The organism is Weizmannia acidilactici, assembly GCF_008974225.1.
Classification (GTDB): Bacteria; Bacillota; Bacilli; order Bacillales; family Bacillaceae_C; genus Weizmannia; species Weizmannia acidilactici.
In genome coordinates, this window is the sequence record NZ_BKZR01000004.1 from 40,061 (window position 1) to 65,823 (window position 25,763).

33 protein-coding genes and 1 riboswitch are annotated in these 25,763 nt (G+C 49.1%); of the genes, 12 read left to right on the top strand and 21 right to left on the bottom strand.

Annotated features, from left to right (window positions below; all coding sequences use genetic code 11):
* Positions 1-9: 9 nt before the first annotated feature.
* The 15 genes from GBH70_RS02295 to GBH70_RS02365 all read right to left on the bottom strand — a co-directional run bounded on the left by GBH70_RS02295 (position 10) and on the right by GBH70_RS02365 (position 11,925).
* A complete protein-coding gene (locus GBH70_RS02295; RefSeq protein WP_172967435.1) occupies positions 10-462 on the bottom strand; it encodes a stage V sporulation protein AB in 453 nt (150 codons plus the stop codon).
* A complete protein-coding gene (locus GBH70_RS02300; protein ID WP_151679509.1) occupies positions 422-1,042 on the bottom strand; it encodes a stage V sporulation protein AA in 621 nt (206 codons plus the stop codon). The genes GBH70_RS02295 and GBH70_RS02300 overlap by 41 nt, the downstream gene beginning before the upstream one ends.
* 94 nt (positions 1,043-1,136) lie before the next feature.
* Complete coding sequence (sigF, locus tag GBH70_RS02305; RefSeq protein WP_151679510.1) at positions 1,137-1,895, bottom strand: RNA polymerase sporulation sigma factor SigF; 759 nt, start codon at positions 1,893-1,895, stop codon at positions 1,137-1,139.
* A 12-nt stretch (positions 1,896-1,907) separates the two neighbouring features.
* On the bottom strand, positions 1,908-2,351 hold the full coding sequence (gene spoIIAB, locus GBH70_RS02310) for an anti-sigma F factor (RefSeq protein WP_151679511.1): 444 nt from the start codon (positions 2,349-2,351) through the stop codon (positions 1,908-1,910).
* Positions 2,352-2,702 (bottom strand): anti-sigma F factor antagonist, encoded by a 351-nt coding sequence (gene spoIIAA, locus GBH70_RS02315; protein ID WP_151679512.1) that lies wholly within the window; start codon positions 2,700-2,702, stop codon positions 2,352-2,354. It abuts the gene before it with no gap.
* Positions 2,703-2,815: 113 nt separating this feature from the next.
* On the bottom strand, positions 2,816-3,979 hold the full coding sequence (locus tag GBH70_RS02320; RefSeq protein ID WP_151679513.1) for a D-alanyl-D-alanine carboxypeptidase family protein: 1,164 nt from the start codon (positions 3,977-3,979) through the stop codon (positions 2,816-2,818).
* A 166-nt stretch (positions 3,980-4,145) separates the two neighbouring features.
* A complete protein-coding gene (locus GBH70_RS02325) occupies positions 4,146-5,450 on the bottom strand; it encodes a pyrimidine-nucleoside phosphorylase (protein WP_151679514.1) in 1,305 nt (434 codons plus the stop codon).
* Positions 5,437-6,279, bottom strand: coding sequence for a purine-nucleoside phosphorylase (locus tag GBH70_RS02330; protein WP_151679515.1), 843 nt, complete (start codon positions 6,277-6,279; stop codon positions 5,437-5,439). Before GBH70_RS02330 ends, GBH70_RS02325 begins: the two co-directional genes overlap by 14 nt.
* A gap of 11 nt (positions 6,280-6,290) precedes the next feature.
* Positions 6,291-7,475, bottom strand: coding sequence for a phosphopentomutase (deoB, locus tag GBH70_RS02335; RefSeq protein WP_151679516.1), 1,185 nt, complete (start codon positions 7,473-7,475; stop codon positions 6,291-6,293).
* A gap of 144 nt (positions 7,476-7,619) precedes the next feature.
* A complete protein-coding gene (gene xerD, locus GBH70_RS02340) occupies positions 7,620-8,513 on the bottom strand; it encodes a site-specific tyrosine recombinase XerD (protein ID WP_151679517.1) in 894 nt (297 codons plus the stop codon).
* A 5-nt stretch (positions 8,514-8,518) separates the two neighbouring features.
* Positions 8,519-8,740: a DUF4227 family protein gene (locus tag GBH70_RS02345; protein ID WP_151679518.1), complete on the bottom strand. Its 222-nt coding sequence runs from the start codon at positions 8,738-8,740 to the stop codon at positions 8,519-8,521.
* Positions 8,741-8,883: 143 nt separating this feature from the next.
* A complete protein-coding gene (gene fur, locus GBH70_RS02350) occupies positions 8,884-9,360 on the bottom strand; it encodes a ferric iron uptake transcriptional regulator (protein ID WP_151679519.1) in 477 nt (158 codons plus the stop codon).
* 110 nt (positions 9,361-9,470) lie between these two features.
* Positions 9,471-10,118 (bottom strand): stage II sporulation protein M, encoded by a 648-nt coding sequence (gene spoIIM, locus GBH70_RS02355; protein ID WP_151679520.1) that lies wholly within the window; start codon positions 10,116-10,118, stop codon positions 9,471-9,473.
* Positions 10,119-10,204: 86 nt separating this feature from the next.
* The gene (locus GBH70_RS02360; RefSeq protein WP_151679521.1) at positions 10,205-11,380 is read right to left on the bottom strand and encodes an endonuclease Q family protein; all 1,176 of its coding nucleotides are present in this window, start codon (positions 11,378-11,380) and stop codon (positions 10,205-10,207) included.
* Complete coding sequence (locus tag GBH70_RS02365; protein WP_151679522.1) at positions 11,377-11,925, bottom strand: NUDIX hydrolase; 549 nt, start codon at positions 11,923-11,925, stop codon at positions 11,377-11,379. Before GBH70_RS02365 ends, GBH70_RS02360 begins: the two co-directional genes overlap by 4 nt.
* An 85-nt stretch (positions 11,926-12,010) precedes the next feature.
* Here GBH70_RS02365 and mciZ point away from each other — a divergent pair, with 85 nt between their 5' ends.
* From mciZ to sinI, 6 genes are all read left to right on the top strand, one after another.
* On the top strand, positions 12,011-12,139 hold the full coding sequence (gene mciZ / locus GBH70_RS02370; RefSeq protein WP_151679581.1) for a Z-ring formation inhibitor MciZ: 129 nt from the start codon (positions 12,011-12,013) through the stop codon (positions 12,137-12,139).
* A gap of 63 nt (positions 12,140-12,202) precedes the next feature.
* The gene (locus GBH70_RS02375) at positions 12,203-13,117 is read left to right on the top strand and encodes an aldo/keto reductase (RefSeq protein ID WP_151679523.1); all 915 of its coding nucleotides are present in this window, start codon (positions 12,203-12,205) and stop codon (positions 13,115-13,117) included.
* Between the two features lie 272 nt (positions 13,118-13,389).
* Positions 13,390-13,473: riboswitch (cyclic di-GMP riboswitch) on the top strand.
* Between the two features lie 28 nt (positions 13,474-13,501).
* Positions 13,502-13,648: an anti-repressor SinI family protein gene (locus GBH70_RS02380; RefSeq protein ID WP_151679524.1), complete on the top strand. Its 147-nt coding sequence runs from the start codon at positions 13,502-13,504 to the stop codon at positions 13,646-13,648.
* 102 nt (positions 13,649-13,750) lie between these two features.
* Positions 13,751-14,080, top strand: a complete 330-nt coding sequence (locus GBH70_RS02385) for a helix-turn-helix domain-containing protein (protein ID WP_151679525.1) — start codon at positions 13,751-13,753, stop codon at positions 14,078-14,080.
* A 596-nt stretch (positions 14,081-14,676) separates the two neighbouring features.
* The gene (locus GBH70_RS02390; protein WP_253693353.1) at positions 14,677-14,928 is read left to right on the top strand and encodes a helix-turn-helix domain-containing protein; all 252 of its coding nucleotides are present in this window, start codon (positions 14,677-14,679) and stop codon (positions 14,926-14,928) included.
* A 141-nt stretch (positions 14,929-15,069) separates the two neighbouring features.
* On the top strand, positions 15,070-15,189 hold the full coding sequence (gene sinI, locus GBH70_RS17735; protein WP_151679526.1) for a DNA-binding anti-repressor SinI: 120 nt from the start codon (positions 15,070-15,072) through the stop codon (positions 15,187-15,189).
* A gap of 137 nt (positions 15,190-15,326) precedes the next feature.
* Here the strand turns inward: sinI and GBH70_RS02400 are convergent, their stop codons facing one another.
* Positions 15,327-15,575: a YqkE family protein gene (locus GBH70_RS02400; RefSeq protein ID WP_151679527.1), complete on the bottom strand. Its 249-nt coding sequence runs from the start codon at positions 15,573-15,575 to the stop codon at positions 15,327-15,329.
* Between the two features lie 349 nt (positions 15,576-15,924).
* On the opposite strand from GBH70_RS02400, the gene GBH70_RS02405 reads away from it, so the two are divergent.
* The 5 genes from GBH70_RS02405 to GBH70_RS02420 all read left to right on the top strand — a co-directional run bounded on the left by GBH70_RS02405 (position 15,925) and on the right by GBH70_RS02420 (position 20,478).
* Positions 15,925-16,566, top strand: a complete 642-nt coding sequence (locus GBH70_RS02405) for a 5-bromo-4-chloroindolyl phosphate hydrolysis family protein (protein WP_253693356.1) — start codon at positions 15,925-15,927, stop codon at positions 16,564-16,566.
* A 4-nt stretch (positions 16,567-16,570) separates the two neighbouring features.
* Entirely contained in the window at positions 16,571-17,752 is a 1,182-nt protein-coding gene (locus GBH70_RS02410) for a toxic anion resistance protein (RefSeq protein WP_151679528.1), read from the top strand.
* 66 nt (positions 17,753-17,818) lie between these two features.
* Positions 17,819-17,947 (top strand): hypothetical protein, encoded by a 129-nt coding sequence (locus GBH70_RS17490; protein WP_259371264.1) that lies wholly within the window; start codon positions 17,819-17,821, stop codon positions 17,945-17,947.
* 118 nt (positions 17,948-18,065) lie between these two features.
* Positions 18,066-18,989 carry an alpha/beta hydrolase gene (locus tag GBH70_RS02415; RefSeq protein ID WP_151679529.1) on the top strand — a complete coding sequence of 308 codons (924 nt, stop codon included), beginning with the start codon at positions 18,066-18,068 and terminating at the stop codon, positions 18,987-18,989.
* A 79-nt stretch (positions 18,990-19,068) separates the two neighbouring features.
* Complete coding sequence (locus GBH70_RS02420; protein WP_151679530.1) at positions 19,069-20,478, top strand: glycoside hydrolase family 18 protein; 1,410 nt, start codon at positions 19,069-19,071, stop codon at positions 20,476-20,478.
* Between the two features lie 40 nt (positions 20,479-20,518).
* Here the strand turns inward: GBH70_RS02420 and GBH70_RS02425 are convergent, their stop codons facing one another.
* The 4 genes from GBH70_RS02425 to GBH70_RS02440 all read right to left on the bottom strand — a co-directional run bounded on the left by GBH70_RS02425 (position 20,519) and on the right by GBH70_RS02440 (position 23,352).
* Entirely contained in the window at positions 20,519-20,860 is a 342-nt protein-coding gene (locus GBH70_RS02425) for a YolD-like family protein (RefSeq protein WP_151679531.1), read from the bottom strand.
* A complete protein-coding gene (locus GBH70_RS02430) occupies positions 20,857-22,092 on the bottom strand; it encodes a DNA polymerase IV (protein WP_151679532.1) in 1,236 nt (411 codons plus the stop codon). Before GBH70_RS02430 ends, GBH70_RS02425 begins: the two co-directional genes overlap by 4 nt.
* Positions 22,093-22,192: 100 nt before the next feature.
* A complete protein-coding gene (locus GBH70_RS02435) occupies positions 22,193-22,372 on the bottom strand; it encodes a hypothetical protein (protein ID WP_151679533.1) in 180 nt (59 codons plus the stop codon).
* 185 nt (positions 22,373-22,557) lie between these two features.
* Positions 22,558-23,352, bottom strand: a complete 795-nt coding sequence (locus tag GBH70_RS02440) for an SDR family NAD(P)-dependent oxidoreductase (protein ID WP_151679582.1) — start codon at positions 23,350-23,352, stop codon at positions 22,558-22,560.
* A 412-nt stretch (positions 23,353-23,764) separates the two neighbouring features.
* On the opposite strand from GBH70_RS02440, the gene proC reads away from it, so the two are divergent.
* Entirely contained in the window at positions 23,765-24,595 is an 831-nt protein-coding gene (gene proC / locus GBH70_RS02445) for a pyrroline-5-carboxylate reductase (RefSeq protein ID WP_151679534.1), read from the top strand.
* Positions 24,596-24,647: 52 nt separating this feature from the next.
* On the opposite strand, the gene rnz is transcribed toward proC, so the two are convergent.
* Positions 24,648-25,565 (bottom strand): ribonuclease Z, encoded by a 918-nt coding sequence (gene rnz / locus GBH70_RS02450; RefSeq protein WP_151679535.1) that lies wholly within the window; start codon positions 25,563-25,565, stop codon positions 24,648-24,650.
* Positions 25,566-25,763: the final 198 nt, after the last annotated feature.

Sequence of the window (25,763 nt, forward strand, 5' to 3'; positions counted from 1 at the left end):
TTTCCTTTCTTAATGGTATACAAAATAGAGCCATTGGAATAAAGAACCGGCCACTTTGCCGATGACAATGGCCATTAACGCGCTGATCAGTCGCCGGTCCATCCCGATTCTTTTCGAAAAAATCGGGATAACATTGATCACTTCCGTCAACGCGGCGGCAAGCATGCCTACAAACACGCCGCAAAAAAGCCCGGCCGGCGCCGCAACAAACAAAGGGAGTCTCCCGCCGGCATCCCCGAGCCCCCACCATGTGCCGGACAGCACCCCGAGCACCACCGCCCACTCATAATATTGGATAAATTTTGCGGTTTTCGACAGCTGCACAAGCCGCGGCACGATGCCGAGCACGGTTAAAAATGCCACGTAACCGCAGCCGGCGACAAGCCCACCGCCAAGTCCGCAAAAGGCGGCAAACATCTCTTTAACGATGGTCAAAATGTTTAATGCTCTCCTTGTTTTCATTCAGCAGGATGTACTGGTCGATGTCCTGCTGGTAGTTGAAAATTTCCACTTCGAGCGGGCTCGGTTCTTCGTTGAATCTTTTTTTAAACACATGGTTGAAAAAAATGACCATTCCCGCCCCAAGCCCGAGTGAATAAGGGATTTGAAAAACGAGCGGCGTGTCATCATGGATGCCGGTGATGAGATAATAGATTTTTTCCTGGGCCGCCTGCATGCCGACATCTTCGTGAAAATTGATAATGGCGAGCGCGGAGCCCAAAAACAGCAAAATCCAAATCAAAATAAAAAACAATACCGGTAGATTCCTTTTCTTTATCGCCACTTCAATGATCGCCTCCGACGGGCCGATCTGGGAAATGGCAGCCGAAGGGGCATAGTGCCGGATACAGGAAATGATTTGCATCATGTCCACTACAACAGTATCCCGATCTTCTTCCGTAATCTGATGAATGGGGATCCGGGGGAGGATTTCCTCCAAATGCCCGGGGGCGATGATCTGGGCAATATGGGACAACAAAACCGAGCTTCCCGGATTCACGCGGATGCGGTGGCGCAGCCGTAAATAAACCGTTTCATCCATTGCATTCACCCCCTGCTTGTTACTGGTTACTTGTAGTATGTGATATTGGGAGGTTTTCATGCATCAAACCGGGAATGCAAAAAAGCGCACAGCTTTACATCTCCATGCGCTCTTTCATAACTTCCAATATTTTCTTTTCAAGGCGGGAAACCTGGACTTGGGAAATGCCGAGCCGCTCCGCCACTTCCGACTGCGTCTGATCCTTGTAATAGCGGAGGTAGACGATCAGCCTTTCCCGCTCCTCCAATCCCCTGATCACTTCCTGCAGCGCAATTTTATCAAACCATTTCTGGTCGTTCTGATCCGCGATTTGGTCCAATAGCGTAATCGGGTCGCCGTCGTTTTCGTAAACCGTTTCGTGGATCGAGGATGGGGATTTGTTTGCTTCCTGCGCCATCACAACATCTTCAACCGGGATGTCCAGCACTTCCGATATTTCATGGACCGTCGGCGATCTGCCGAGCTTTTTCGTCAGTTCATCGCGCGCTTTGCGGATGCGGTTGCCCATCTCTTTCAGCGAGCGGCTTACCTTTACCGTCCCGTCATCCCGCAAAAACCGCTGAATTTCCCCGATGATCATTGGAACCGCGTACGTTGAAAATCTCACATCATAAGTTAAATCAAATTTGTCAACGGATTTCAACAGTCCGATGCAGCCGATCTGAAACAGGTCATCCGGCTCGTACCCGCGGTTTAAAAAACGCTGGACAACCGACCAGACAAGGCGCATATTTTTTTCGACAATCAGGTCGCGCGCGGCCTGGTCCCCGTCCTGGCTCCGCCTGATTAAGTCTTTCACTTCCTCATCTTTCAGCTGGGCCTGTTTTTTGCCCTTCTTCAGTTCTACATCCATCGGCACGACTCCTTAATTGCATAAGGCGTTTTTCAGGGCCAAATGCTTTTTTAGACGAACAACGGTGCCTAATTCTGGCTGCGACTGGATTTCTACATCGTCCATAAAATTTTCCATGATCGTAAAGCCCATGCCGGACCTTTCCAGTTCGGGCTTTGTCGTAAATAGCGGCTGCCTGGCTTCTTCAATATCTTCTATCCCTTTCCCTTCATCGCGGATCACAAGTTCAACCGTCCCGTTATCCTCGATGGCCGCCGACAAATAGACAATCCCGTCCGGATCGCCTTCATACCCGTGGATAATCGCATTCGTCACCGCTTCCGACACGACCGTTTTGATTTCGGTCAGTTCCTCAAGCGTCGGGTCAAGCTGCGCCACAAAAGCGGCAACCGTCACACGGGCAAAAGATTCGTTTTGGCTGAGCGCGGAAAATTGCAATTGCATTTTGTTTTTCATTCAGGCAACCCCCAATCTGTGCAGCGCGTATTGTTCGGATTCGTCAAGACGGATAATTTTAAACAAACCGGACAGTTCAAACAGCCGTTTTACTGGCGGGGAAATGGCGCAGACGATCATCTCCCCGTTTTTCTGTTTGATCTGTTTGTACCGCCCCAATATCACGCCCAAACCCGAGCTATCCATAAAGGTAAGCTGCTCCAAATTTAAAACAAGATGGCGGATGCCGTTTTCATCAATTGCTTTCGTCACGCTCCCGCGCAAAGCTTCGGCGGTGTGGTGGTCCAATTCCCCCTGCAGCCGGATGCATAAAACATCTTTTTTCACTTCCAGGTCAATCGCCAGACTCACGATTAAAAGCCTCCTTCGCTGTTAATAGTGAGTCATTTCGACCTTCCTGCCCGTTTTTCCTTCCTGCCGACAAAAGAAGCAAGAAAAAAACATTTTTTGCATTTCATTCGACATCAGTCATTCTGGGCAAACATCCCGGCAGCGCGTTTGAATAGCTGCCACCAGCTTGCGCGCTTGACGCTTTTTTCCGCGACAAGCGTTGTTTTTGCCAGCATTTTTCCGCCCTGGCTGACCGAGAGCGTCCCGACCGGCTGCCCTTTTTCCAGAGGGGCCTGCAAATGCCCGTTCAATTTAACCGTTTTCTTGATATTTGACAGTTTCACGCCTTTTTTCGTCAGCACCGATACAGGCTCGCTTGTCACGGCGCGGATGTGCCTCACATCGCCTTTGCTGACTTTCGCTTCAGCAAGTACCGCCCCTTTTTTGTATAACGGATGTGAGGTATACTGGCTGTATGCATAGTCGAGCATTTTTGAGACTTGCGCGTTCCGTTCTTTTGTCGACGGCGCGCCGAAAATGACGGCGATGACGCGCATGCCGTTCTTTTTGGCCGTCGCGGTCAGGCAGAATTTCGCTTCACTCGTAAAGCCGGTTTTTAGGCCGTCAACGCCGGGATAGTACCGGACAAGCTTATTCGTATTGACAAGCCAAAACTTTTTATCCGTGCCTTCCCTTAAATAATCTTCGTACTTCCCGGTAAATTCTGTAATCTCTTCATGCTTCAGCAGTTCCTTCGCCATCATGGCCATGTCATATGCCGAGCTGTAATGGCCTTTTACAGGCAACCCCGTTACATTTTCGAAATGCGTGTTTTTCAGGCCGAGCGCTTTTGCCCGTTCGTTCATGCGGTCGACAAAAGCTTCTTCACTTCCGGCAATCCTTTCCGCCATCGCAACGGCAGCGTCATTTGCCGAACCGATGGCAATGCCTTTCAGCATTTGTTCCACTGTCATTTCTTCGCCGGGCTCAAGGAAGATTTGCGATCCGCCCATGGAGGCCGCATATTCGCTCGCCCGCACTTTTTCATTCATTTTAATTTCGCCCTTATCAAGCGCTTCCATAATCAAAAGCATGGTCATAATTTTTGTCATGGATGCGGGCGGCAGTTCTTCATGGCTGTTTTTGCTGTATAAAACTGTTCCCGTGTCACGCTCGATCAAAATGGCGGATTTGGCATCCGGGGCCAGTTCATTTTTCGTTTCGGCCGCAAAAGCGCGCGGGCCCAGGGCGGCGGCGGCAAGTATCAGACAGGCGAGCAAACTTGTGATTTTCTTCATGATGACCCTCCATCTTGTAAAATGTGAAACTCCAGTGCAAAACCCCCGAACCGGGCGGAGATTTTAAATACGTATGCATAGAACCATTTTTTCCAGTTCCGCCATTTTTATACTGATTTTTTCACACGCGATAAAAAAACCCGGCGTATGCCGGGTGGGAATCAGGTTATTCTTCGATTTCTTCCCATATGAGGCGGGGAGGGGCCGTTTTTTCCTTTGAGATCCGGATATGTTTGTAAAGTTTCTCTTTCACTTCCGCAATGTCTTCTTGATTGGCATGGATGGTGAGAAGCGATTCCCCTTTTTTAACAGGGTCGCCCACTTTTTTATGGAGGACGATCCCGACCGAAAGATCAATTTTTGACTCTTTTGTAGCCCTGCCGGCGCCGAGCATCATGGCGGCAAGGCCGACTTCATCCGCCGTAATGCCGGAGATATATCCGCTCTCTAACGCAGGAAGATCGATTTGGAATTTGGCCTGTGGCAGTTTTTCCGGATGGTCCGCAACGGATACATCCCCTCCCTGTGACTTGAGGAACACTTTAAATTTTTCAAGCGCATTACCGGAGGCAATCGAAGCTTCGAGCATCGCGCGCGCCTCTTTTAAGGAGCCTGCTTTTTGCGCCAAAACGACCATATGGCTCCCGAGTACAAGGCAGAGTTCGCGCAAATCTTCGGGGCCTTTCCCTTTCAGCGTATCGACCGCTTCCTTTACTTCAAGGGCATTGCCGACTGCATACCCGAGCGGCTGGCTCATATCGCTGATCACGGCAATCGTTTTTCTGCCGGTGTGCCTGCCGATCGAAACCATCGCACGCGCTAGTTCGCGGGCATCCTCGAGCGTTTTCATAAATGCGCCCGCGCCCGTTTTCACATCGAGGCAGATCGCATCCGCCCCGGCCGCGATTTTTTTGCTCATGATTGAACTGGCGATCAGTGGGATGCTGTCGACCGTGCCTGTGACATCCCTCAATGCATACAGTTTCTTGTCGGCAGGCGTTAAATCGCCGCTTTGGCCGATGACGGAAAGTTTATTCTCGTTGACAAGCCGGATAAATTCCTCATTTGAAATTTCGACATGAAAACCCGGTACCGATTCGAGCTTGTCAATAGTGCCGCCCGTATGGCCGAGTCCGCGCCCGCTCATTTTAGCAACCGGGACGCCTGCTGACGCAACAAGCGGCGCGAGCACGAGCGTAGTCGTATCGCCGACGCCGCCGGTTGAGTGCTTATCGACTTTAATCCCTTCAATGGCCGATAAATCAATCATATCGCCGGAGTGCACCATCGCCATTGTCAAATCGGCCCGTTCCCTTTCCGTCATCCCGCGGAAAAGGACGGCCATGGCGAAAGCACTCATCTGGTAATCCGGAATTGTACCGTCCGTATAACCGCGGATGATAAATTGGATTTCTTCTGTTGCCAATTCATATCCATCACGCTTTTTTTCAATCAAATCAACCATTCTCATTTGGCTGCCCTACTTTCAAACGACCGGTGATTTCTTTTACGTACGAAAGGAAATCTTCCCGGACCCGGTTTGCCGTTTTCACCACTTCTTCGTGGTTCAAAGGCACATCAAGGATCCCCGCTGCCATATTCGTAATACAGGAAATGCCCAGTACTTTCAATCCGGCATGGCGCGCTGTGATCACTTCCGGCACTGTTGACATGCCAACCGCATCGCCGCCGATTGCGCGCACCATGCGGATTTCGGCGGGCGTTTCGTATGAAGGGCCTGTAAACGCCGCATAAACGCCTTCCTGCACATCGATTTGCAGCTCGTCTGCGATTTGTTTTGCCAATTGGCGCAATTCCGGATCATACGCGGCGGACATGTCCGGAAAACGCACGCCGAATTCCGCGTCATTCGGTCCGATCAATGGGTTCGTGCCCATCAAATTGATATGGTCGGAAATGAGCATCAGCTGGCCAGGTTTTAATTTTTCATTCACCCCGCCTGCCGCGTTTGTCACGATCAGCACTTCCACGCCGAGTTCTTTCATCACCCGCACCGGGAACGCCACCTGGCCCATCTGATAGCCTTCATAGTAATGGAAACGGCCCTGCATCGCGACGACTTCTTTTCCGCTTAAAAAACCGAAAACAAGCTGGCCGGCATGCCCCGCTACCGTCGACACGGGAAAATGCGGGATTTCTTTGTACGGCACCCGCACCGACTGTTTGATTTCTTCGCCGAGGATGCCGAGCCCGGAACCGAGGATCAGCCCGATTTTCGGCCTCCCTGTATACTTATTTTGCAAAAATGCGGCTGCTTCTTTTACCTGTCCGTAATCCATTTCAAATCCTCCTATTTTAAATCCGCCAAAAAGCTTGTACCGTATTCAGGCATTTTGACGCCAAAATTATCCGCCACCGTTGCGCCGATATCCGCGAACGTTCTCCTGACCGGCAGTGCCTTGCCAACTTGAAAACGTTTGGCATACACCAACAGGGGCACATATTCGCGCGTATGGTCCGTGCCATGGTGGACCGGGTCATTGCCGTGGTCAGCAGTAATAATCAGCAAGTCACCATCTTTCATTTTGGCAAAAACTTCCGGGAGGCGCGCATCGAATTCCTCCAGCGCTTTCCCGTATCCTTCCGGGTCGCGGCGGTGGCCGTACAAAGCATCAAAGTCGACCAAATTCAAAAAGCTTAACCCGATAAAATCTTTATCAAACGTTGCGATGAATTTGTCCATCCCGTCCATATTGGAGACGGTGCGGATCGCTTCCGTTACGCCTTCCCCGTCGTAAATATCCGAGATTTTACCGAGCGCAACGACGTCAAACCCGCTGTCTTTCAATTCGTTCATGACCGTCCGCCCGAAAGGCTTAAGCGCGTAGTCATGGCGGTTTGCCGTCCGTTTAAAACTTCCCGGCTTGCCGACAAATGGGCGCGCGATCACACGTCCGACTTTGTACTCGTCCGCAAGCGTAATTTCGCGGGCGATTTTGCAGATTTGATATAATTCTTCAAGCGGCACTACTTCTTCGTGCGCGGCAATCTGCAAAACGGGATCGGCGGATGTATAAACGATTAAAGCGCCGGTTTTCATATGCTCTTCCCCGAGTTCTTCGATAATCGCCGTCCCGCTCGCCGGCTTGTTGCCGATCACTTTGCGGCCTGTTTTTTCTTCCAAAAGGGAGATCAGTTCGGGTGGAAAACCGTCCGGGAATGTCCGGAAAGGCTCCTTTATATTCAAACCCATGATTTCCCAGTGGCCCGTCATCGTATCTTTTCCGTTTGACGCTTCTTGCATTTTCGTGTAATACGCTAGCGGCTTTTCCGCCGGCTTTATGCCTTTAATTTCGTGGATATTGGACAGCCCAAGTCTTGCCATATTCGGCATATGGAGCCCGTTCATTCTTTCCGCGATATGGCCGAGCGTATCCGCGCCCTTATCATTAAATTTATCAGCATCGGGCGCTTCCCCGATCCCGACGGAATCCATTACAATGAGATGCACCCTTTTGAATCCGCTCTCTTTCATTTCATTGCCTCCTCAAGCTTTGCGGCAGCCGTCTATCTGCCGTGAATGTGATCATAATTATTATTTTACTAAAATCTGCCACAAAAGTACAAGAAAGGGCCGGATGCTTCAACCTGCCCCGTGGAATGCAAGGAGGGAGAAGCATCAGGCCCTTGGATGGAATTTGGCATAGACATCTTTTAATCTTGTTTTCGAGACGTGGGTATAAATTTGCGTTGTCGAAATATCAGCATGCCCGAGCATTTCTTGCACCGCCCGCAAATCAGCGCCGTTTTCGATCAGATGGGTAGCAAACGAATGCCTGAGCGTATGCGGCGTAATGTCTTTTTCAATATTTGCTTTTTTGGCGAGCGCTTTTAAAATTTTCCAAAACCCCTGCCGCGTCAGCCGGCTGCCGTGGTGGTTCAAAAACAGCGCATCCGTTTTTTCCGTTTTGGGCACTAATTTCGGTCGCCCGTCTTTTAAATACCGTTCAAGCGCCGCAGTTGCTGTACGCCCGACCGGGATAATCCTTTCCTTGTCCCCTTTTCCGATGCATTTCAAAAAGCCCATCGACAAATGGAGGTCATCGAGATTTAGCCCGATCAGTTCACTGACACGCATGCCGGTTGCATACAGCAGCTCAAGCATCGCCTGGTCACGCATATGGAGCGGCGTATCCCCTTTCGGCGCGGCAAGCAGCGCTTCGACTTCCTGGATGCTTAATACTTTCGGCAAAGTGCGCTCGGCCCGGGGAGTTTCAATATGGACGGTCGGGTCATGGTCCGCCGCCCTTTCCCTCAGCAGAAACTGGTGGAAAGACCGGATCGAGGCGACATGCCTTGCGAGCGTCTTCGATGATTTCCCCTGCTGTTTTAAAAAGTTCAAAAAATGCATGATATGGAACCGCGTCACTTCATTCCAGGACGCGAGCAGCTCCACCTTTTGCAAATAACGGAGATAGCTGCGCAAATCGCGTTCATACGATGCAACCGTATTCTTGGCCAGCCCTTTTTCAACAACCATAAAATGCATAAAATCTTTTAATTGGTCTTCCATTCCGATTACTCCCCATCCATATAAAAGAGCAACAGGCGTTGTACCCACGCCGGCTCATCCTTCGCGGCCGCGCTTACCTTAACGGCCGCCCCTTTTGGTTTTTCATAGCGGTGGTAGTTTTCATATTCCTGATTAACCCACAGCAGCGTAAAGTAAAAAAGCAACGTGCAGCATAAAAACAGAATGAAGATTTTCAGCACATGGAGCAACATTTTCAGCCACGGCATGTTTCGTCCGCCTTTCTGAATCACTTTTAATACAAGCTATGACAGACTTTTGCCGAATTATACATGTTGTATGTAAAAATTTCTGAGGTAGCCAAAAACGCATATTATAACAAAAACCTTTTCGTCCGCGCGAAAAGGCCTGGTCATTCTTCTTTTGTCCCGTCTTTCTTTCCCTTTTCTTTTTGCTGGCACCTGTAGCAGATGCCGTGAAATGTCAGGCGGTGGTCTTTAATGATAAAATGCCAGCGGCTTTCCACAACTTTTTCTACATTTTCCAATAAATCTTCCTGTATTTCGTCCACCGCGCCGCATTCGATGCACACAAGGTGATGATGAAAATGTGCGGCGCCTTCCTGCCTGAGGTCATAGCGGTATACCCCGTCGCCGAAATTGATTTTGTCCACCACTTTCAGTTCGGACAGCAGTTCCAAAGTACGATAAACGGTGGCGAGACCGATCTCAGGGGATTTTTCTTTTACAAGGAGGTACACATCTTCCGCACTCAAATGGTCCGTTTCATGTTCAAGCAAAACGCGCACGGTCGCCTCTCGCTGCGGCGTCAGCTTGTAACTGGCTGAATGTAATTGCTTTTTAATTCTATCAATACGAGCTTCTTCCATTATTCCTCCCCCTCGCCGCTGTCTATGATATTATAGCAGATTAAGGGAAATAGTCAAAATGAAATGATTATAAACTGTAAAAAATAATGGTTATTTTTTAATATTAATTATTAATTAATAATCTTCATAACAGACTGCATAAGCTGCGGGGAAATGTACGCTTCCACGCAAGCCGCCAGCAATACGGCAATGAATGCCGCGGCAAGTGCCCCACAATATTTGATAAATAAATGGAAAAACGCATAATGGGCTGATTGTTTGATGAAAATTTTACGGATCAGGTTTAAGGAAAACATAACCGCGATCACGGACGTAAAAATAAACATCGGAATAATGAGCAGATTTTGCGGGAGGACGGTGACAAATGCGAGCAAAAACCCGCCCCACCTCATTTGGTTCACGAGAAAGCCGATCGAAAAACCGACAACAAGTCCCTTTAAAAAAAGAAGAATGAGAATGAGCGGCAAGCCGATGATCGAAATGCCGAGCACCCAAATCAGCACGAGAAATTTGATATTGTGCAAAAAACTCGAACGGAATAAATCTTCCGGCGCAGCGACTTTGCCGGTCGACACTTGTCCGAAAAATTGCTTCAAATAGAAAAACAAATCTTCTTTCTGGGCGATGGACAGGCTGTTGACAATGACGGCGCCAAAGATCACGCCCATCAAAAACAGCACGATGACAAACGAATAAATAGAGGAATTTTCCCTGATATGGCGGCTGATCGGATTTTGTAGCACATTTTGTTTCCGCATTGCTTTCCCCTCCTGAAAGCGAGTTGGCTCTTGCTATCAATCTATGAAAGGAGGGGAACGTTTATGCAGGAGATGGAGGAAACGGTCTACCGGGGCTTTTTCTGCTTCACCTTTCCGTATTTTCCGCCGCCGCCCGAGTCAAGCGCCAGCATTCCTGCCCGTGCTTTTACGATCAGATCCGAAAGACTCAGGTTAACGACTTCACGAAGCGCCTCCTCCGGTACGCGGTGCAAAATATCCATCTCCGTCCCGAAATGGTCCAGTAGTTTTGCCATCGTTTTCGGTCCGAGACCTGGCAAAAACTCAAGCGGCACCTGGTGGATATAAGGCGGGCGCGTGTTAAGCGGTTGGGCATCCGCCAATTCTTCAATCCGTCCGGAAACGCCTTTCGTTTTTAACGGGGACCCGCAATGCGGGCAAATTCCACTTGAAACAGGCTGGCGGCATTTAGCGCACGTCGTTGTGTAATACTTCCCGAGTTTCGGGTTTAACCCGTAATTTGCGATGATCCGGTTCCCCCCCTCATTCCGGAACGCCTTTAAAAGAGCATTGAATGACGGAGACTCAAGTGCCACCATTTGGTATTCCCTCGCGATTTTTGCAAGCGAGTGCGCATCCGAATTCGTCACAAATGGATAGCGGTGCAGCTCCCCGATCCGGTCCGCCATATCAGTATCGGAACTTAACCCGAGTTCTACGGCATCAATCAAATCCGGGTCAAGCACTTCTTCGAGCGACCGTTCCACCCCTTTTCCGTACAAGCTTTTAAAAGGGGTAAACACATGGGCGGGAATAAACATTCCATCCAGCGCCTTCACTTTTTGCTGCAGCTCTTTTGCCCCCGCGCGGATCCGCTGCGTGCTTAAATGCGGATTGGCAACACGCGCCGCATACCATCCGGAAAACGCATCAAGTGCTGCCAATTCCGGAAAATAGGCGAGCACATGGACCGGCCCCAGGCAATTTTCATCATAAACTTCAATTTCAACACCCGGGATCAGTGTGACTTTCCCCTGGTACAAAAGCCCGCCGCCTTTTAACGGGGCTAAACCGCCTGAACCGATAAGCGTTCTGATTTCTTCCCTTACTTCCGGTGAATGGCAGTCGATCACCCCGACAATGTCCAACCCCTTCGGTTTTTTGGCCGCTTTTAAAATATTTTCAAGCGTGAGGCTTTGTGCACCCGTAATTTTTACCGGCCTGCCCATTTGCGTGCGCCCGATATGGATATGCAGATCAGCAAAATAAGCCTCGTTGTTCATTTGTTTTCCCCCAGCAGGATCCAATGCTGAAGGGCGATGATCGTTTTGGCATCGCATAATTTCCCCGACCGGAGCATCCCTTTCACCTCATCAAGACTGAATTCCAAAATGTCGACAAACTCATCGTCATCTCCCGCTTTCGGCTCTTCCAGTTTTTCAAGGCCTGTAGCCATATAAAGTCGGATCCATTCATCGGCAAAACCCGGCGAGGTGTAAAAAGCAGTTATCGGCTCCAATTTCCCGCACGCATAGCCGGTTTCTTCCTCGAGTTCACGCATCGCCGCCTCCAGCGGATCTTCCCCCGGTTCCAGTTTCCCGGCCGGAATTTCGATGAGCGCGCGCTCGGCCGCTTTCCGGTATTGTTCGACCATGACAACTTTATTTTCTTTCGTGACAGCCAGCACAGCGACGGCACCAGGGTGCTTGATCACCTCGCGCTTTGATGTCTTCCCGTCCGACAGCTCGACATCCAATACTTGCAAATGCAATATTTTCCCGTTAAAAATCTCTTCCACCTTCAACGTTTTTTCTTCGTATTTATGCATGTTACCAAACTCCTCGAGTTCTTGATTCTAAACTGACTCATATATTTTACCATAAAAAAGTTACCGGCCAGGGGAGTGAAAAATGATGACCATTCTTGTCCATCCAAAAGGCATTATTTTGAAAGGAAAGGCTTGGGAAATCCGCGCACAACTGAAAAAATACAGCCGCAAGTACAGCACGGTCGAGGAATGGATTGAAAAAACGTGTTCCTAAACCCAATGTTTGTGTTTTTCCCTCTCGCTTTTATACAATAAAAGAAAAAGGGGGAAGGAAAAAATGGAAAAAAACCGTTTAGGCAATTCCAATTTATATGTATCAAAACTCGGTCTCGGCTGCATGTCGCTCGGCACTGACCCGAAAAGAGCGCGCGCCATTATCGAAACGGCGCTCGAAGAAGGCGTCAACTATTTCGACACGGCCGACCTTTATGACCACGGCACCAACGAAAAATTGGTAGGCGGGGCGCTCAAAAACGTGCGCGGGGAAGTGGTCATCGCGACGAAAGTCGGGAACCGCTGGAATGAAGACGGCAAAGGCTGGCATTGGGACCCGTCCAAAGCATACATAAAAGAATCCGTCAAACAAAGCCTGAAGCGCCTCGGTACGGATTATATCGATTTGTACCAGCTCCACGGCGGAACGATCGAAGACCCGATTGAAGAAACGATTGAAGCGTTTGAAGAGTTAAAAGCAGAAGGCGTGATCCGTTATTACGGCATTTCTTCCATCCGCCCGAATGTCATCCGCGAATACATGAAAAAATCGTCAATCGTAAGTGTGATGATGCAGTACAGCTTATTGGACCGGCGCCCGGAAGAAACGGTCACGGATCTTTTGGAGGAAAACGGGATCAGCATTGTCGCCAGGGGCCCGGTCGCAAAAGGAATTTTAAGCGGGAAAATGATGGAAAAGGTGCCCCGGGACGGGTATCTTGATTACACTTACGAAGAAATCGCCACACTTCTTGAAAAAATCAAAGAAGCGCTGCTTGGCGGCGGACGGACGATGCTCGAGCTCGCCCTCCAATATGACCTCGCCTGCCCTACGGTTGCTTCAGTCGTTGCCGGCGCCAGCTCCCCGGACCAGGTGCGTGCCAATGCCAATGCGGTGAATGCACTGCCTTTAACAGAACGGGAACTCAACCTGCTTCGCGAAATCACAAAGCAAAATGTTTATACCGCACACCGATAACCCTGCACGGCAAAGGATGCGCGCCATTCTTTGCCATCTTATTTATGCCCCCCGCGCAAAAAGCGTCACCTGAATCGTCCGTTTTCGACAATATTTGCGCCAACATTCTGCCCAGATTCCAAAATAATGGCACCCTTTGCCGATATAATAGGGGAAGAAAGGATGAATTTGTCATAACAATTTTTAGATTTTTCGACAAATTCCACCATCACGGATAGAAAAAATGTCTATATTCATAATGAACCGATTGTTCGGATACAAGGATTGGAGAAATCAGAAAAGAGCAAACCTTTTTGAAAAATAGAGGCGCAAAGCCACAGGTCTAAGGCGGAGGCTAAGACGGCTGGGCTGCCTGAAATACATTGTATTTTAGGAGGAATGAGGATGAAGCCTGATGTTCAATATTCCAATAAACAGTTGGATCAGGAATGGGTGCATCTCATCAGCATGGCAAAAAACAAGGGGCTGTCGGTCGCCGAATTCCATTCTTTTTTAAGAAAGAAAAAAGCAAAAGGCAATCATAAAGGCTGACGAACTTAGGAACGATTTTTGGGGGGTTGTGAATTTTTTTGTTCTAGATATGAAACATATTCTTCGTTATATGCTATAATAAAACGGAGGTAGGTGACGTGCATGATTGGCGAACGAATTAAAAGCTACCGCCTGAAAAAAGAACTGTCTTTATCTGAATTGGCTGAAAAAGCAGGCGTGGCAAAATCTTATTTAAGTTCCATTGAACGGAATATCCAAACCAACCCATCCATTCAATTTCTCGAAAAAATTTCCCAGGTGCTCGGGGTGTCTATCGGTGTCTTGCTCCACGACCAAATAGATGAGAAAGAAACAACAGAACTTGATGCCGAGTGGGAACAGCTGGTCATTGAAGCCATGCATTCCGGTGTATCCAAAGAAGAATTTCGGGAATTCCTCGAATATAACAAATGGAAAATGGGGCGAAAGTAAAAGCACAGGCAGTTGCGCAAAAAGCGGCTGCTTTTGCTTTATTTGCCGAGGCGGGCGGTGTTTTTCCGCGCCGGCAATCAAGCAAGGCCGGCCCCCTGCCAGGAACCAATTCTGTTTGCACGTTTGTATCCGGCATTGCTGCCCCTTTTTCTGTGTTATTTTTGCCTGGAGCAGCCTTGTTTACAGCTGTTTTGGCGTTTTCGGTGTTTTGCTTCGCTGTGCTGCTTTGTGACGATTGGTGCGCTTTTTCCACCCCGGATTTCCCGCTTTTCACCTATACCCCTTTCTGTTCCCTCCCTGGATTTTCCAGTAGTCCTTTTTAGAGAACAAATCCATCCTCCTTTTATCTATTTTTTATAATTAAAACAGTGAAAATGTGCATTTTATCAGCGTTTGTTTTAACGATCTGCACAACTTGAATATACGAAAGCACGTTAATTTTGTATAACTTTAAAAAAGTGGTATTTTCTTAATTAAGAACATTTTTTGTTCTTTTTCTCAAATTATTTCATCCGTCCGTACAATTTTGGCATTTTATAAAGAATCGATCGTTTTTTATAATGAACATTAAGGACTTATCAAAAAAGGAGAATACCATGATCGGGAAAAAGATAAAAGAACTCCGCCTGAAAAAAGGCTACTGCTACTCGATTACACACTGGCGGGCCGGCGTGTCGAAATCTTATTTAAGTTATATTGAACGAAACATCCGCAATAACCCTTCCCTTGAGTTTCTCGCAAAAATCGCGCGCCCGCTTGATACAACTGTCGAATATTTGCTGCTTGATGTGCTTGCGGAAAAAACTTGGCGGAAGACACTTTTGACGAGAAGTGGATCGAACTTTTAAGGAAGGTCATTGATGAGGGGATGAAAAAAGAGGATTTCATCAAGATGAAGGAATTTATCAAGTTTAAAAACTGGCAAGATTCAAACAAATAAAATTGGAGGAATTGACTATGGATATTGCGCACAGCCAAAAAAAGAATGGATGCTGCTGTTGAAAGAAGCGAGGGAGATCGGGATTTCCGCTGAAGACATCCGTGCTTTCCTCCGCAGTTCTGCAAAGCAAACACAACCCAAAAAAGAAACCGGGCGGCCAGAACCATGAAAAAAATTACCGCCTTCATTCTGTTTTTTCCGGCATCCTGATGATGTATCGGGAGCGCGCCGGAAGTATATCGTCATGTCCTTGTTGCCGGGGCATAATAAAGCCCCGCATGCACTTTTCAGGCGGGGTCTCGTCAATTATTTAAATTTTCTCCAATCCATATCAGATTCTTCCAGCAGTTCCGCAAACGATTTGTTTTTTTCGCGCCGCTTCCTTTCTGCCCTTCTCCTTTCCGCTTCCGCTTTTTTCTTTTCTTCCTCCTCCACGGTCAATTCCTGCTTCGCTTGTTTCAGCTTCTCAAGCACATCGCTCCCCAGCGCATCCTGCAATCGGAGCTTTTCTTCCTGCTTTTCTTTTTTCAGCTGTGTCTGCCTGTTTTTCGCCATTTTCCGCTGCCTGCAAAACCGCAAATGTGCCCGGATTTACAACGTTTTTCCGACATATGTGCAAGTTTGCAAACAACCTTCACCGCCCTTCCCGTAAATTTCCGTTTTTTTCTATTTTACCATTTCCGGCCGCATTTTTTAACATACCATCTCCTGTACAGTTTTGCAGAAATCAAATGTCCATAAAAAAAATTGTCAAATTAGGCGCCGTTCGGTTTAAAAATCCGCGGAATCTTTGGTATAGTAGCGTTAAAGAAAAGATTTACGTGTTTTTTGAATCTTTTCTTCCCGGCTTTCCGTATTAGACATATGGCCAAATTTATCAAGAAATGTACAGGGGTGTCCAATCATGAAATTTTTTATTGGCGCGGTAATCCGCACGGCCATTACCTTTCCAAGCATACTCCTGCTTTGGATGCTCATTTATTTTGCTTTCGGCCGTTTGTTTTGGCTGTCCCTTCTGCTGTCATTTGCAGGCGGTTTTTTGGTCAACCGCCTCGTGAAGTGGCTTATGGTGAGGAGCTTTCTGAAAGAACAGCAGCTGTCCAGAAAGGATTATTTGTATATCCGTAAAAACTTGAAAGAAGCCGATAGAAAAATCAAGCGGCTGCAAAAAACATTTTTTTCCGTCCGCAGCATCGGTACATTCAAGCTTTTTTATGATATGAATAAAGTGATCCGGAAAATACATGCTTTGGTTAAAAAAGAACCGAAGCGCTTTTACCAGGCGGAATCGTTTTATTTTTACCACCTGGATTCCATGGTGGAACTGGCGGAAAAATACGCCCTGTTAAATGGTCAGCCTGTCAAAAATAAAAAAATGTCCGATCATTTACAGGATACGGAAGAAGCATTAAAGCAATTGGGCCGTGAGACGGAAAAGGATTTGTACCATATGCTTTCGACCGATTTGGACGAGCTCGACTTTGAACTGGCTTACGCGAAACATTCGCTGGAACGCAAATCTCCCTCCGGCATGAAAGGAGTTTGAAAAAATGACAGAAGAAAAACAACCGCTCTGGCAGGAACCGGCTGGAGAAAACCTTGATGACCTGCTTGCCGATCCTTTCGGCAGCCAGGATCCCGGAGACAAGGAAATACGAGAGGTGCAGCCTGCCGGGGGCCGGAAACCTGCACGCCTTGTCGACATGCTTCCGGAAGAAAACCGCGAAAAAGCGTATGAACTGGCAAAACAAATCGACCCTGCAAACCACCAGGCCGTCATTTTATACGGCACACAGGCGCAGTCGAAATTGCTGAATTTTTCGCATGCGATGCTTGACCAGGTACAGAAAAAAGATATCGGGGAAATCGGCGATATTTTAAACGAACTAATGCGCAAACTCGAGCAGGTCAACCCGGAGGAACTTGTGCCCGAAAAGAAAAACTTCTTTTCGCGCATGCTTGGCAAAATTTCCAACTCTGTACAGGAACTGCTGTCGAAATACCAGAAAACGAGCGCCCAGATCGACCGCATCAGCGTGAAGCTCGACCTTTCGAAAAAAACGCTGCTGAAAGATATCCAAATACTCGAGCAGCTGTATGAAAAAAACAAAGATTATTTCCACGCGCTCAATATTTATATTGCGGCCGGTGAACTCAAGCTTGATGAACTGCGCACCAAAACAATTCCCGAGCTGAAGAAAAAAGCGGAAGCAACCGGCGACCAGATGGCTTTCCAGGAAGTAAGCGACATGATCCAGTTTGCCGACCGGTTGGAAAAACGGCTGCACGATCTGAAATTGAGCCGGCAGATCACCATCCAGAGCGCGCCGCAAATTCGCCTCATCCAAAACACAAACCAGACACTGGCAGAGAAAATCCAGTCTTCGATCATGACCGCGATCCCGTTATGGAAAAACCAGATTGCCATCGCATTAACGCTTATCCGCCAGCGCCATGCGGTTGAGGCTCAAAAGCAGGTGGCAAAAACGACAAATGAGCTGCTGCTGCGGAATGCGGAAATGCTGAAGGCCAACACGATTGAAACGGCGCAGGAAAACGAACGCGGCCTTGTGGATCTCGAAACGTTGAAAAAGACGCAGGAAAACTTGATTTCAACGCTCGAAGAAACGCTCCGCATCCAGCAGGAAGGTAGGGCAAGGCGGGTCCAGGTCGAACAGGAACTGGTGACAATGGAAAACGAGCTGAAGCAGAAGCTGATGAATTTAAAATAAGCCGCTTCCGGATAATTGGACCGTTTTTCGGGCATCCTAACCCTATCTTCTTTTCGGGGGATTGGTATGAAAAAACTCGACAAAGGCTATAGCCAAAAAGGGAAACCTTCAGCGGATACACCGAAACAGATGATGGCCGCGGAAGATTTGGAAAAAGCTATCCATCCGGCAAAACGGCAGAACAGCCCGCAATAATACGGCAACCGGCACGGCTCATTTCGCCGCGTCGGTTTTTGTTTGCAATCATTCGGCTTGCGGGCATATAATCGTATAATCGTCTTAAACGTTTATTTTAAGATACGGAGGGATTTTTTTGAAAAAAGTTTTATCTTTTTTGGGCACGGCGGCGCTTTCGGCAGGCGCGCTCGGATTTTATATTTCCGAGCAGGTGATGCATATGCGCAAAAAAGACGAACACCTGATCATTGACCGCGAAGTTGCGGCAAAGCGGCTAGATCTTGAAGCATACGCGTCTCTGCCGAAAGAAGAAGTGTGGATCCTCTCCCCTTTCGGCTATATGCTGAAATCTGTCTGGGTCAAGCCCTACCCCGATTCAAAAAAATTCATGATTTTCTGTCACGGCGTAACAGAAAACAAAATGAATTCGATCAAGTACATGAATGTTTTTCTTAAACGGGGCTTTAATGCCATCCTTTACGACCACAGGCGCCACGGAGAATCCGGTGGCAAATCGACGAGCTACGGCTACTACGAAAAATTTGATTTGAAAGCGGTTGTCGATGCGCTGCTGGCGCGCGAAGGGGAAGACATTTTTTTCGGCATCCACGGCGAATCGATGGGCGCCGCAACGCTTCTTTTGTATGCCGGGCAGCTTTGTGACCGGGCGGATTTTTATATCGCCGACTGCCCGTTTTCCAGTTTTCGCACCCAATTGATCCAGGAGTTTACACACGAGGCAAAGTTGCCTGGAAAATGGTTTTTCCCGCTTGCCGACCTTTTTGTCCGCATCCGCGACGGCTACTCGCTCCGCCATGTTTCACCGATCGATGTGGTCGACCGCATCAGAAAGCCTGTTTTGTTTATCCACAGCGCCAAGGACGATTACATTCTGCCGGAAATGACAAAAGCCCTGTACGAAAAGAAAAGAGGGCCGAAACAGCTGTTTATTGCCGAAAACGGAGCCCATGCCCAGTCATTTAATTTGAACCGGGAACAGTATGAAAAAGCGGTTGATGAATTTTTGGAAAACATTGTCCTCGGAAACCGCAATTTTTAACGCATCCTTCCCGTTTTTCTGAACATCCGCTTATGTCCATGAATATGGTATAGGAGCATGAAATCGGGGAGTGTCGAAGATGGAAATTTATACTGTGCAGCAAGGCGATACGCTTTGGCGGATTGCAAACCGCCTTAATGCGGATCTTGCGCAGCTTTTGGCGGCAAACGGGCTCGGTGGCTCGTCGCCGCTTGTGCCCGGCCAGGCACTTGTTATTCCTGACCGGTTTTTCCAATATATCGTCCAGGAAGGGGACCAGCTCGGAACGATTGCCGCGCGCCTCGGCGTTACGGCCCGGTCCCTGATCGAAGCCAATGTGCTCCGCAATCCCGCCTCACTTTCTCCGGGGCAGGTACTTTATATCCCTTACAGGAACCATACGGTCAGAGCAGGCGAAACATTGTACGGGATTGCCCGGGCTTATGGAGTGAACCCGCAAAGTATTACCCGGGCAAATCAGCTTACAAGCGCATCCCTTGCTGTAAGCCAGGTGCTTCGTATCCCGGCTCCCGCACGGCCGGTAAAAGAAGTCAACGCCTATACAACTTCTTTTGATGTTGCAGGCGCCGGGGAAGTATACAGGCTTGGGCATTATTTTACGTACCTGTCCCCTTTCCGCCATGCTTTCCGGGAAGACGGCAGCCTGACGCCGCTCAATGACCGCCCTGTCATCCAGGCGGCGGAAGCAAACGGTGTCCAGCCGCTTTTGATTCTCGCCAATTTTACGGAAAGGGGCTTCAGTTCCGATTTGGCGGCCCGGCTGCTCCGGAACGAACCACTGCAGGGCACGCTGATCAATAATCTTTTAACAGCCATGAGGCAAAAAGGCTACCGCGGCGTAAACTTTGATTTTGAGTATGTGTACCCTGAAGACCGCGACCGTTATACAGCCTTTCTGCAGCGCGCCGTCCGCCGCCTGCGCCCTGAAGGCTTTCTCGTTTCGACCGCGCTCGCGCCGAAAAATTCCGGAACACAGCAAGGGCTGCTTTATGAAGCCCATGATTACGGGGCGCATGGCGCAATCGTCGATTTTATCATCCTCATGACGTATGAATGGGGCTGGGCAGGCGGCAGGCCGTGGGCAATTGCGCCGATCAACGAAGTGAGACATGTCCTGGATTACGCCGTCACCGTTATCCCACCGAATAAAATCATGATGGGGGCGCCGCTTTACGGGCGCGACTGGAAAATCCCGTGGCACCAAGGGACATTTGCGCGCACCATAAGCCCCCAGGAAGCAGTTGCTTTAGCGGCACAATACGGCGCGGAAATCCGCTACCATCCAACGTATCAGTCGCCTTATTTCCGTTACACCGATGAAACCGGCCAGCAGCATGAAGTCTGGTTTGAAGACGCACGCAGCATACGGGCAAAAATCAATTTGTTGAACGAATACGGCCTGCGCGGCATCAGCTACTGGGTGCTCGGCAACCCGTTCCCGCAAAACTGGGTTGTCCAGCAGGCGCTCGTGCAGGCAAGAAAAAGATGAAAGGCGTGGCCGGCAAACGTGGAAAGCTTGCCGGCTTTTTTCATGCCCGTTCCACATCGATAATGGCATCCATTTTTAAAAAAACGGCCTCCCCTGTTTTTTTAAGCAGCTTCAATTCCCTTTCCAGCGGGCGGAAATCTTTTACGGTGCCGGTGATCTCGCGGAACGACCCGTCCTCGAAAAAACGGACCGAAACCGGCGCCTGTATCTCTCGGGCAAGCTTGAGCATCCGGTTGATCTTTTCGAGATGCTGCTCATCCAGTTCAGGTTTTTGCAGTTTTCCCTGCTCCCTTTTCCGTTTTAGAATTGCCTGTTTATGCTCGGGCAAAAACATGCGCGACCCCTCCCAAAGTTTGTTTCCGCGCCGCAAATAATCGTTCATTTATAATGCCCCCCTATCTTTTTGGCGCGTTCCAAAGCCTGGCCGGCATCGAGCAGCGACACCGCCCAGATGATCGACGCGGCCCCGTACTTCTGCTTGATGCGGTCCATCGTATAGCCGATTTTTCTTTGCGCCTCTTTGTTTTCAAACAATTCCAGCTGCCGGGTCTTGTCGCTGCACAGGCGCGACAGCTGCACGCTGATACGGCGCACCGGTTTCCCGTTCCAAAATTCGAGAAACAGCCGGCATGCCGCCCGGTAGACGTCCATCGTCCCGTTTGTCGGCGTCATGAGGGCCGTCTGGCGGTGGAACCCCGTCGGATGCGTATAGTCCGCCCCCTGGCAGCCGACCGAAACGCACCCCCCCATCACGCCTGATATCCGCGCCCTTGAACAAACTTCTTCGCTCAGTTCAAGAAGAATCACTTTAATTTCGCGCTCGAAACTCGCGTAATCGCGCGGCAGTGTCATCGCGTGCCCGATCGCCTTCTGCCCGTCATGCGATTCCCTTGAAACAGGCGAATAATCAATGCCGTTTGCCGTCTCCCACAGCACCTGCCCGTTTATGCCCCATCTTTTCTTTAAAACGGGCAGCGGGAAGCGGGCAAGCGCGCCAATTGTATAAATGCCGAGCCGCTTTAAATGCCGCTCCATCCGGCTTCCGACGCCGAACATCGCGCCGACCGGCAAAGGCCATAAATATTCCTCGATATTATGATGATTCAGTTCAAAGATGCCGTTTTTATTTTTTTTTGCAAAATTATCGCATGCCATTTTTGCGAGCACTTTATTCGGTCCGATCCCGCAACGGGCGTAAACACCGGTTTCATTCATGATATCCCGCTGGATTTTGGCGGCGATTGCATGCGGCTCCCCGAACAGCCGCCTGCTGCCCGTCACATCCATGAACTGTTCGTCGACCGAATACGGTTCGACCATATCCGTATATCGTTCAAGGATGGCGGTAATTTGCAGAGACACATCCAAATAACGCTGCATGCGCGGCCGGACGATAACCGCATCAGGGCAGAGCTGCTGCGCTTCCCATAAGCGGAGGGCATTTTTGACGCCGCGTTTTTTCGCAAGCGGGCAGCCAGCCAGCACCACCCCGGACCGGCGCGCCGGATCGCCCGACACGATCACGGGCTTATCTTTGTATTCCGGATGGTCGGCCTTTTCAATGCTCGCATAAAATGACTGCATATCAACAAGAAAAATGACACGCTGGCCCAATTTCCACCCCTTCTTCCCTTACTTAGTTAGCGAGAAAGAATCACGAACCTATGTTCTTATTCTATACCCTATTATATTCGAATATACGTTCCCTATCCAATTATTTTTTTGGAAATGCAGCTATTTTTTTCCAGTAAAATTGGTGACCGGAATCCACTTCGGTATCCGGCTGGGGAAAGGAATCTTCTGCAGGAGTACACCCGTCAGAAAAAATATTTTTCTCAACAAATTTCAGACTTTGAGAAAAGAATGCTGCTTTTCTCCCCGTTTTTTTGCCCACGCTGATTTCCCGTATGTTTCCGCTGATTCAGCAAACCAAGGCGGGCGACCGTTGTTAACGCCGCTTTCCGTTGGCAGTCACGGGCTTCATCACGTGGCAATTCAGTTCGAGGGGAGCCCCTGCCGGCAATTTTCGCAGTCATTAAAAAATCCACGGGTGCAAATACCTGTGGATTTTCCTTCCTATCATTTTTTGAAAAACGCATTCCGCCCGAGCCTTTCCACAAACCCGGGAAAAAGTGCATGAATCATGCTTCCCGCATTCATCCATTGTGGGGCATTGATTTCGCGTCGGTTTGTAAACATGGCGCCGGCAATTTTTTCCGCCAGCTTTTCAGGATCGAGCATGAACTTTTCAATATTTTTCCGGTATGTCCCCGATTTGTCGGCAATGTCAAAAAAGTGGGTCGCAATCGGCCCCGGGTTTACGGCGGTCACATAAACACCGAACCGTGACATTTCCATCCGCAGGCTGTTCGTAAACCCGAGCACAGCAAATTTACTTGCGGCATAAACGCTTGATTTCGGCGTCGCCATTTTTGCCGCCTGTGAAGCAATGTTTACGATATGGCCGGCGCGCTTTTTTTGCATATGCGGCGCAACCGCTTTTGTGCAGGCGATCAGCCCGATGACATTGACGTCGAATATGCCCCTGACATCTTCCATCCGGATGTCCTGGACTTCGTCAAATACGCCAAACCCGGCATTGTTGACGAGGATATCAATATTTCCGTGCCGGCTGTAAATCGCATCAAATACGGCGGGGATTTTTTCGTGTTCGGATACATCGAGCCGGATTGCATCGCAAGCAACAGAATAAGCCGCCTCGATCTCTGCCTTGATTTTTTCAAGCTTTTCAAGGCTGCGGGCAAGCAAAACAAGATTGGCCCCGTTTTTTGCGCACGCAAAAGCGATTTTTTCACCAAGCCCGCCGGATGCGCCGGTAATGACAATCGTTTTGTTTCTTATACGTCCGTTCATATTGCCATCTTCCCCAATTTTTCGTATGTATCTTACAATTGTATCGCATGCCGCCTGGAATGTCACTTTCGGAAAGGCCCCTATTTTCTCTGAAAATTCCAAGAATATCCTCTTGACAATGGTTCCTTTTTTCTTCATAATGAATAATACATTTTCAATATGCGATCGGCTATGACCGGGACCAGTAAGCCACGCATGATGCAAGAGAGTGGAGTTCGAGGCTGGAAAACTTCGCCATCCTCTGCTTGGCCGAACCTGCCCTGTGAGCTGTTTGGCAAACCAAACCGGAATAAACCGTTAGACTAATGAGATGCGGGAAGCCATTTTCCCGCAAAAAAGGTGGTACCGCGGAACAACGCCCTTTCGTCCTTTAACGGATGAAGGGGCTTTTTGCTTGGAAGGAGGAAAAACGATGAAAGTATCTTTTATCGGCGCCGGATCGATCGCCGAAGCTATGATCGGGGGCATACTGAAAAAAGGCGTTGTCAAATCCGGTGATATCAAGGTGCATAACCGTACAAACAAAAAAAGGCTTGCGGCATTGGAACACCGGTACGGCATCCAGGCCGCACCAACATTGGAACAGCTTTTTGACGGCCCGGATGTTGCCGTTTTGGCTGTAAAACCGAAAGATGTTCCAGGAGTGCTCCGGTCCGTCCAGCCGCTGATCGCACCTGGAACACTCTTTATTTCGGTAGCGGCCGGGATCACCATCCCGTTTATGGAAAACCAATTGAGCCTGGACATTCCAATTGCACGCGCCATGCCAAATACCTCGGCAAAAGTCGGGCAGTCGGCAACCGGGATCGCGTTTAACGCAGCCGCCACTAAAACGGACCGTAGGCGTGCGCTCGAAATTTTTTCGGCGATCGGCCTTACGATGGTTGTGGAAGAAGAGCAGCTCGATGCGTTGACGGGACTATCTGGCAGCGGACCGGCCTATATTTATTATATCGCCGAAGCGCTTCAGCAATCGGCAGCAGAAATCGGGCTTGAAGCACACGCGGCGAAACACCTCATTATCCAGACGATCATCGGCGCGGCGGAAATGCTAAAAACTTCAAACGAGCCGCCGAAAGCACTCCGGAAAGCCGTCACAAGCCCGAACGGCACAACGGAAGCAGGCATCCGCATCCTTGATGAGCGGGATGTGAAACAGGCATTTATCGATTGCGTCAAAGCGGCAACAAAGCGTTCAAAAGAATTGTCCCTTGTCCAAAAAGAAACCCCGGTAGCAGAATAACGTAAAAACACAAAGCGGTGGGCAACCCAAAATGCCCCGCCGCTTTTTTATATTAGGAAACAGGCACTTCCATGAAGTCATGCACAAGCAGACTTTCGGGAAATACCGTTTTCGCTTCCTGCTCTAAGACAGGCCAGTCTTCTTTGCCGTACCTTGAGCTGATATGGGTGAGGAGAAGCTGCTTCGCCCCCGCTTCTTTCGCCGTTTTCGCCGCCTGAAATGTCGTGGAGTGAAAATAATCATGCGCCATTTTTTCACTTTCCCGGTTAAATGTCGCTTCATGAATTAGGAGATCGGCATTCTGCGCCAGCCGGACAGCTGCCGGGGACGGCCTTGTATCACCAAGGATAGCGACGACCCTCCCCTTTTTCGCCGGGCCGAGATAATCTTTTCCGTTGATCGTGCGGCCGTCATCGAGCGTCACCGTCCGGCCTTCTTTCAGCAGCCGGTACACAGGGCCGGGGTGGATCCCTTCTTTTTTCAATTTTTCGGCATCAAGGGCGCCCGGCTTGTCTTTTTCCATAATCCGGTAGCCGAAGCTTTCGATCCCGTGGTTTAAACGGCGCGCCTCAACTGTAAACTGGCCGTCTTCAAACACTGTCCCTTCGCCGATTTCAATAACGGACAAAGGATATTTCACATGCGTTTCGCTCACCCTCAAGGAGACTTCCACAAAATCCTTGATGCCTTTCGGGCCATATATCACAAGCGGGCTTTCCCCGCCCTGGAACGAACGGCTGCCAAGAAAACCGGGCAGCCCGAAAATATGGTCGCCGTGCAGATGGGTAATAAAAATTTTCTCGACTTTCCGCGGTTTTAACGTCGTGCGCAAAATTTGGTGCTGCGTTGCTTCCCCGCAGTCAAAAAGCCAGACCGCATTCCTTTCTTCGAGCAGTTTTAATGCAATTGATGTAACGTTTCTTGCTTTGGCAGGTACGCCTGCACCGGTTCCCAAAAATAAAATTTCCAAATGATTTCCCCCTTTACTTGCCATTTCCGGCCACAAATATAAACTATCTTATCATAATTTTAGCGAAAGGAAACATTTGCATATTATTTGCGTATTTGCCGGCGACAGTCTAGAATAAAGTGATACCGGAAGTTCATCGGTTTTGTGCCAAAAATATGAATAATAGAAGTCATTTTTTTCTCGTTTTTTCATGAAATG

What these genes read in the sequence shown, in the direction of transcription:
- GBH70_RS02295 (WP_172967435.1), bottom strand. Translation starts at nt 462, where the DNA reads ATGAAAACAAGGAGAGCATTAAACATTTTGACCATCGTTAAAGAGATG.
- GBH70_RS02300 (WP_151679509.1), bottom strand. Translation starts at nt 1,042, where the DNA reads ATGGATGAAACGGTTTATTTACGGCTGCGCCACCGCATCCGCGTGAAT.
- sigF (WP_151679510.1), bottom strand. Translation starts at nt 1,895, where the DNA reads ATGGATGTAGAACTGAAGAAGGGCAAAAAACAGGCCCAGCTGAAAGAT.
- spoIIAB (WP_151679511.1), bottom strand. Translation starts at nt 2,351, where the DNA reads ATGAAAAACAAAATGCAATTGCAATTTTCCGCGCTCAGCCAAAACGAA.
- GBH70_RS02320 (WP_151679513.1), bottom strand. Translation starts at nt 3,979, where the DNA reads ATGAAGAAAATCACAAGTTTGCTCGCCTGTCTGATACTTGCCGCCGCC.
- GBH70_RS02325 (WP_151679514.1), bottom strand. Translation starts at nt 5,450, where the DNA reads ATGAGAATGGTTGATTTGATTGAAAAAAAGCGTGATGGATATGAATTG.
- GBH70_RS02330 (WP_151679515.1), bottom strand. Translation starts at nt 6,279, where the DNA reads ATGGATTACGGACAGGTAAAAGAAGCAGCCGCATTTTTGCAAAATAAG.
- deoB (WP_151679516.1), bottom strand. Translation starts at nt 7,475, where the DNA reads ATGAAAGAGAGCGGATTCAAAAGGGTGCATCTCATTGTAATGGATTCC.
- xerD (WP_151679517.1), bottom strand. Translation starts at nt 8,513, where the DNA reads ATGGAAGACCAATTAAAAGATTTTATGCATTTTATGGTTGTTGAAAAA.
- GBH70_RS02345 (WP_151679518.1), bottom strand. Translation starts at nt 8,740, where the DNA reads ATGCCGTGGCTGAAAATGTTGCTCCATGTGCTGAAAATCTTCATTCTG.
- fur (WP_151679519.1), bottom strand. Translation starts at nt 9,360, where the DNA reads ATGGAAGAAGCTCGTATTGATAGAATTAAAAAGCAATTACATTCAGCC.
- spoIIM (WP_151679520.1), bottom strand. Translation starts at nt 10,118, where the DNA reads ATGCGGAAACAAAATGTGCTACAAAATCCGATCAGCCGCCATATCAGG.
- GBH70_RS02360 (WP_151679521.1), bottom strand. Translation starts at nt 11,380, where the DNA reads ATGAACAACGAGGCTTATTTTGCTGATCTGCATATCCATATCGGGCGC.
- GBH70_RS02365 (WP_151679522.1), bottom strand. Translation starts at nt 11,925, where the DNA reads ATGCATAAATACGAAGAAAAAACGTTGAAGGTGGAAGAGATTTTTAAC.
- mciZ (WP_151679581.1), top strand. Translation starts at nt 12,011, where the DNA reads ATGACCATTCTTGTCCATCCAAAAGGCATTATTTTGAAAGGAAAGGCT.
- GBH70_RS02375 (WP_151679523.1), top strand. Translation starts at nt 12,203, where the DNA reads ATGGAAAAAAACCGTTTAGGCAATTCCAATTTATATGTATCAAAACTC.
- GBH70_RS02380 (WP_151679524.1), top strand. Translation starts at nt 13,502, where the DNA reads ATGAAGCCTGATGTTCAATATTCCAATAAACAGTTGGATCAGGAATGG.
- GBH70_RS02385 (WP_151679525.1), top strand. Translation starts at nt 13,751, where the DNA reads ATGATTGGCGAACGAATTAAAAGCTACCGCCTGAAAAAAGAACTGTCT.
- GBH70_RS02390 (WP_253693353.1), top strand. Translation starts at nt 14,677, where the DNA reads ATGATCGGGAAAAAGATAAAAGAACTCCGCCTGAAAAAAGGCTACTGC.
- sinI (WP_151679526.1), top strand. Translation starts at nt 15,070, where the DNA reads ATGCTGCTGTTGAAAGAAGCGAGGGAGATCGGGATTTCCGCTGAAGAC.
- GBH70_RS02400 (WP_151679527.1), bottom strand. Translation starts at nt 15,575, where the DNA reads ATGGCGAAAAACAGGCAGACACAGCTGAAAAAAGAAAAGCAGGAAGAA.
- GBH70_RS02405 (WP_253693356.1), top strand. Translation starts at nt 15,925, where the DNA reads ATGAAATTTTTTATTGGCGCGGTAATCCGCACGGCCATTACCTTTCCA.
- GBH70_RS02410 (WP_151679528.1), top strand. Translation starts at nt 16,571, where the DNA reads ATGACAGAAGAAAAACAACCGCTCTGGCAGGAACCGGCTGGAGAAAAC.
- GBH70_RS17490 (WP_259371264.1), top strand. Translation starts at nt 17,819, where the DNA reads ATGAAAAAACTCGACAAAGGCTATAGCCAAAAAGGGAAACCTTCAGCG.
- GBH70_RS02420 (WP_151679530.1), top strand. Translation starts at nt 19,069, where the DNA reads ATGGAAATTTATACTGTGCAGCAAGGCGATACGCTTTGGCGGATTGCA.
- GBH70_RS02425 (WP_151679531.1), bottom strand. Translation starts at nt 20,860, where the DNA reads ATGAACGATTATTTGCGGCGCGGAAACAAACTTTGGGAGGGGTCGCGC.
- GBH70_RS02440 (WP_151679582.1), bottom strand. Translation starts at nt 23,352, where the DNA reads ATGAACGGACGTATAAGAAACAAAACGATTGTCATTACCGGCGCATCC.
- proC (WP_151679534.1), top strand. Translation starts at nt 23,765, where the DNA reads ATGAAAGTATCTTTTATCGGCGCCGGATCGATCGCCGAAGCTATGATC.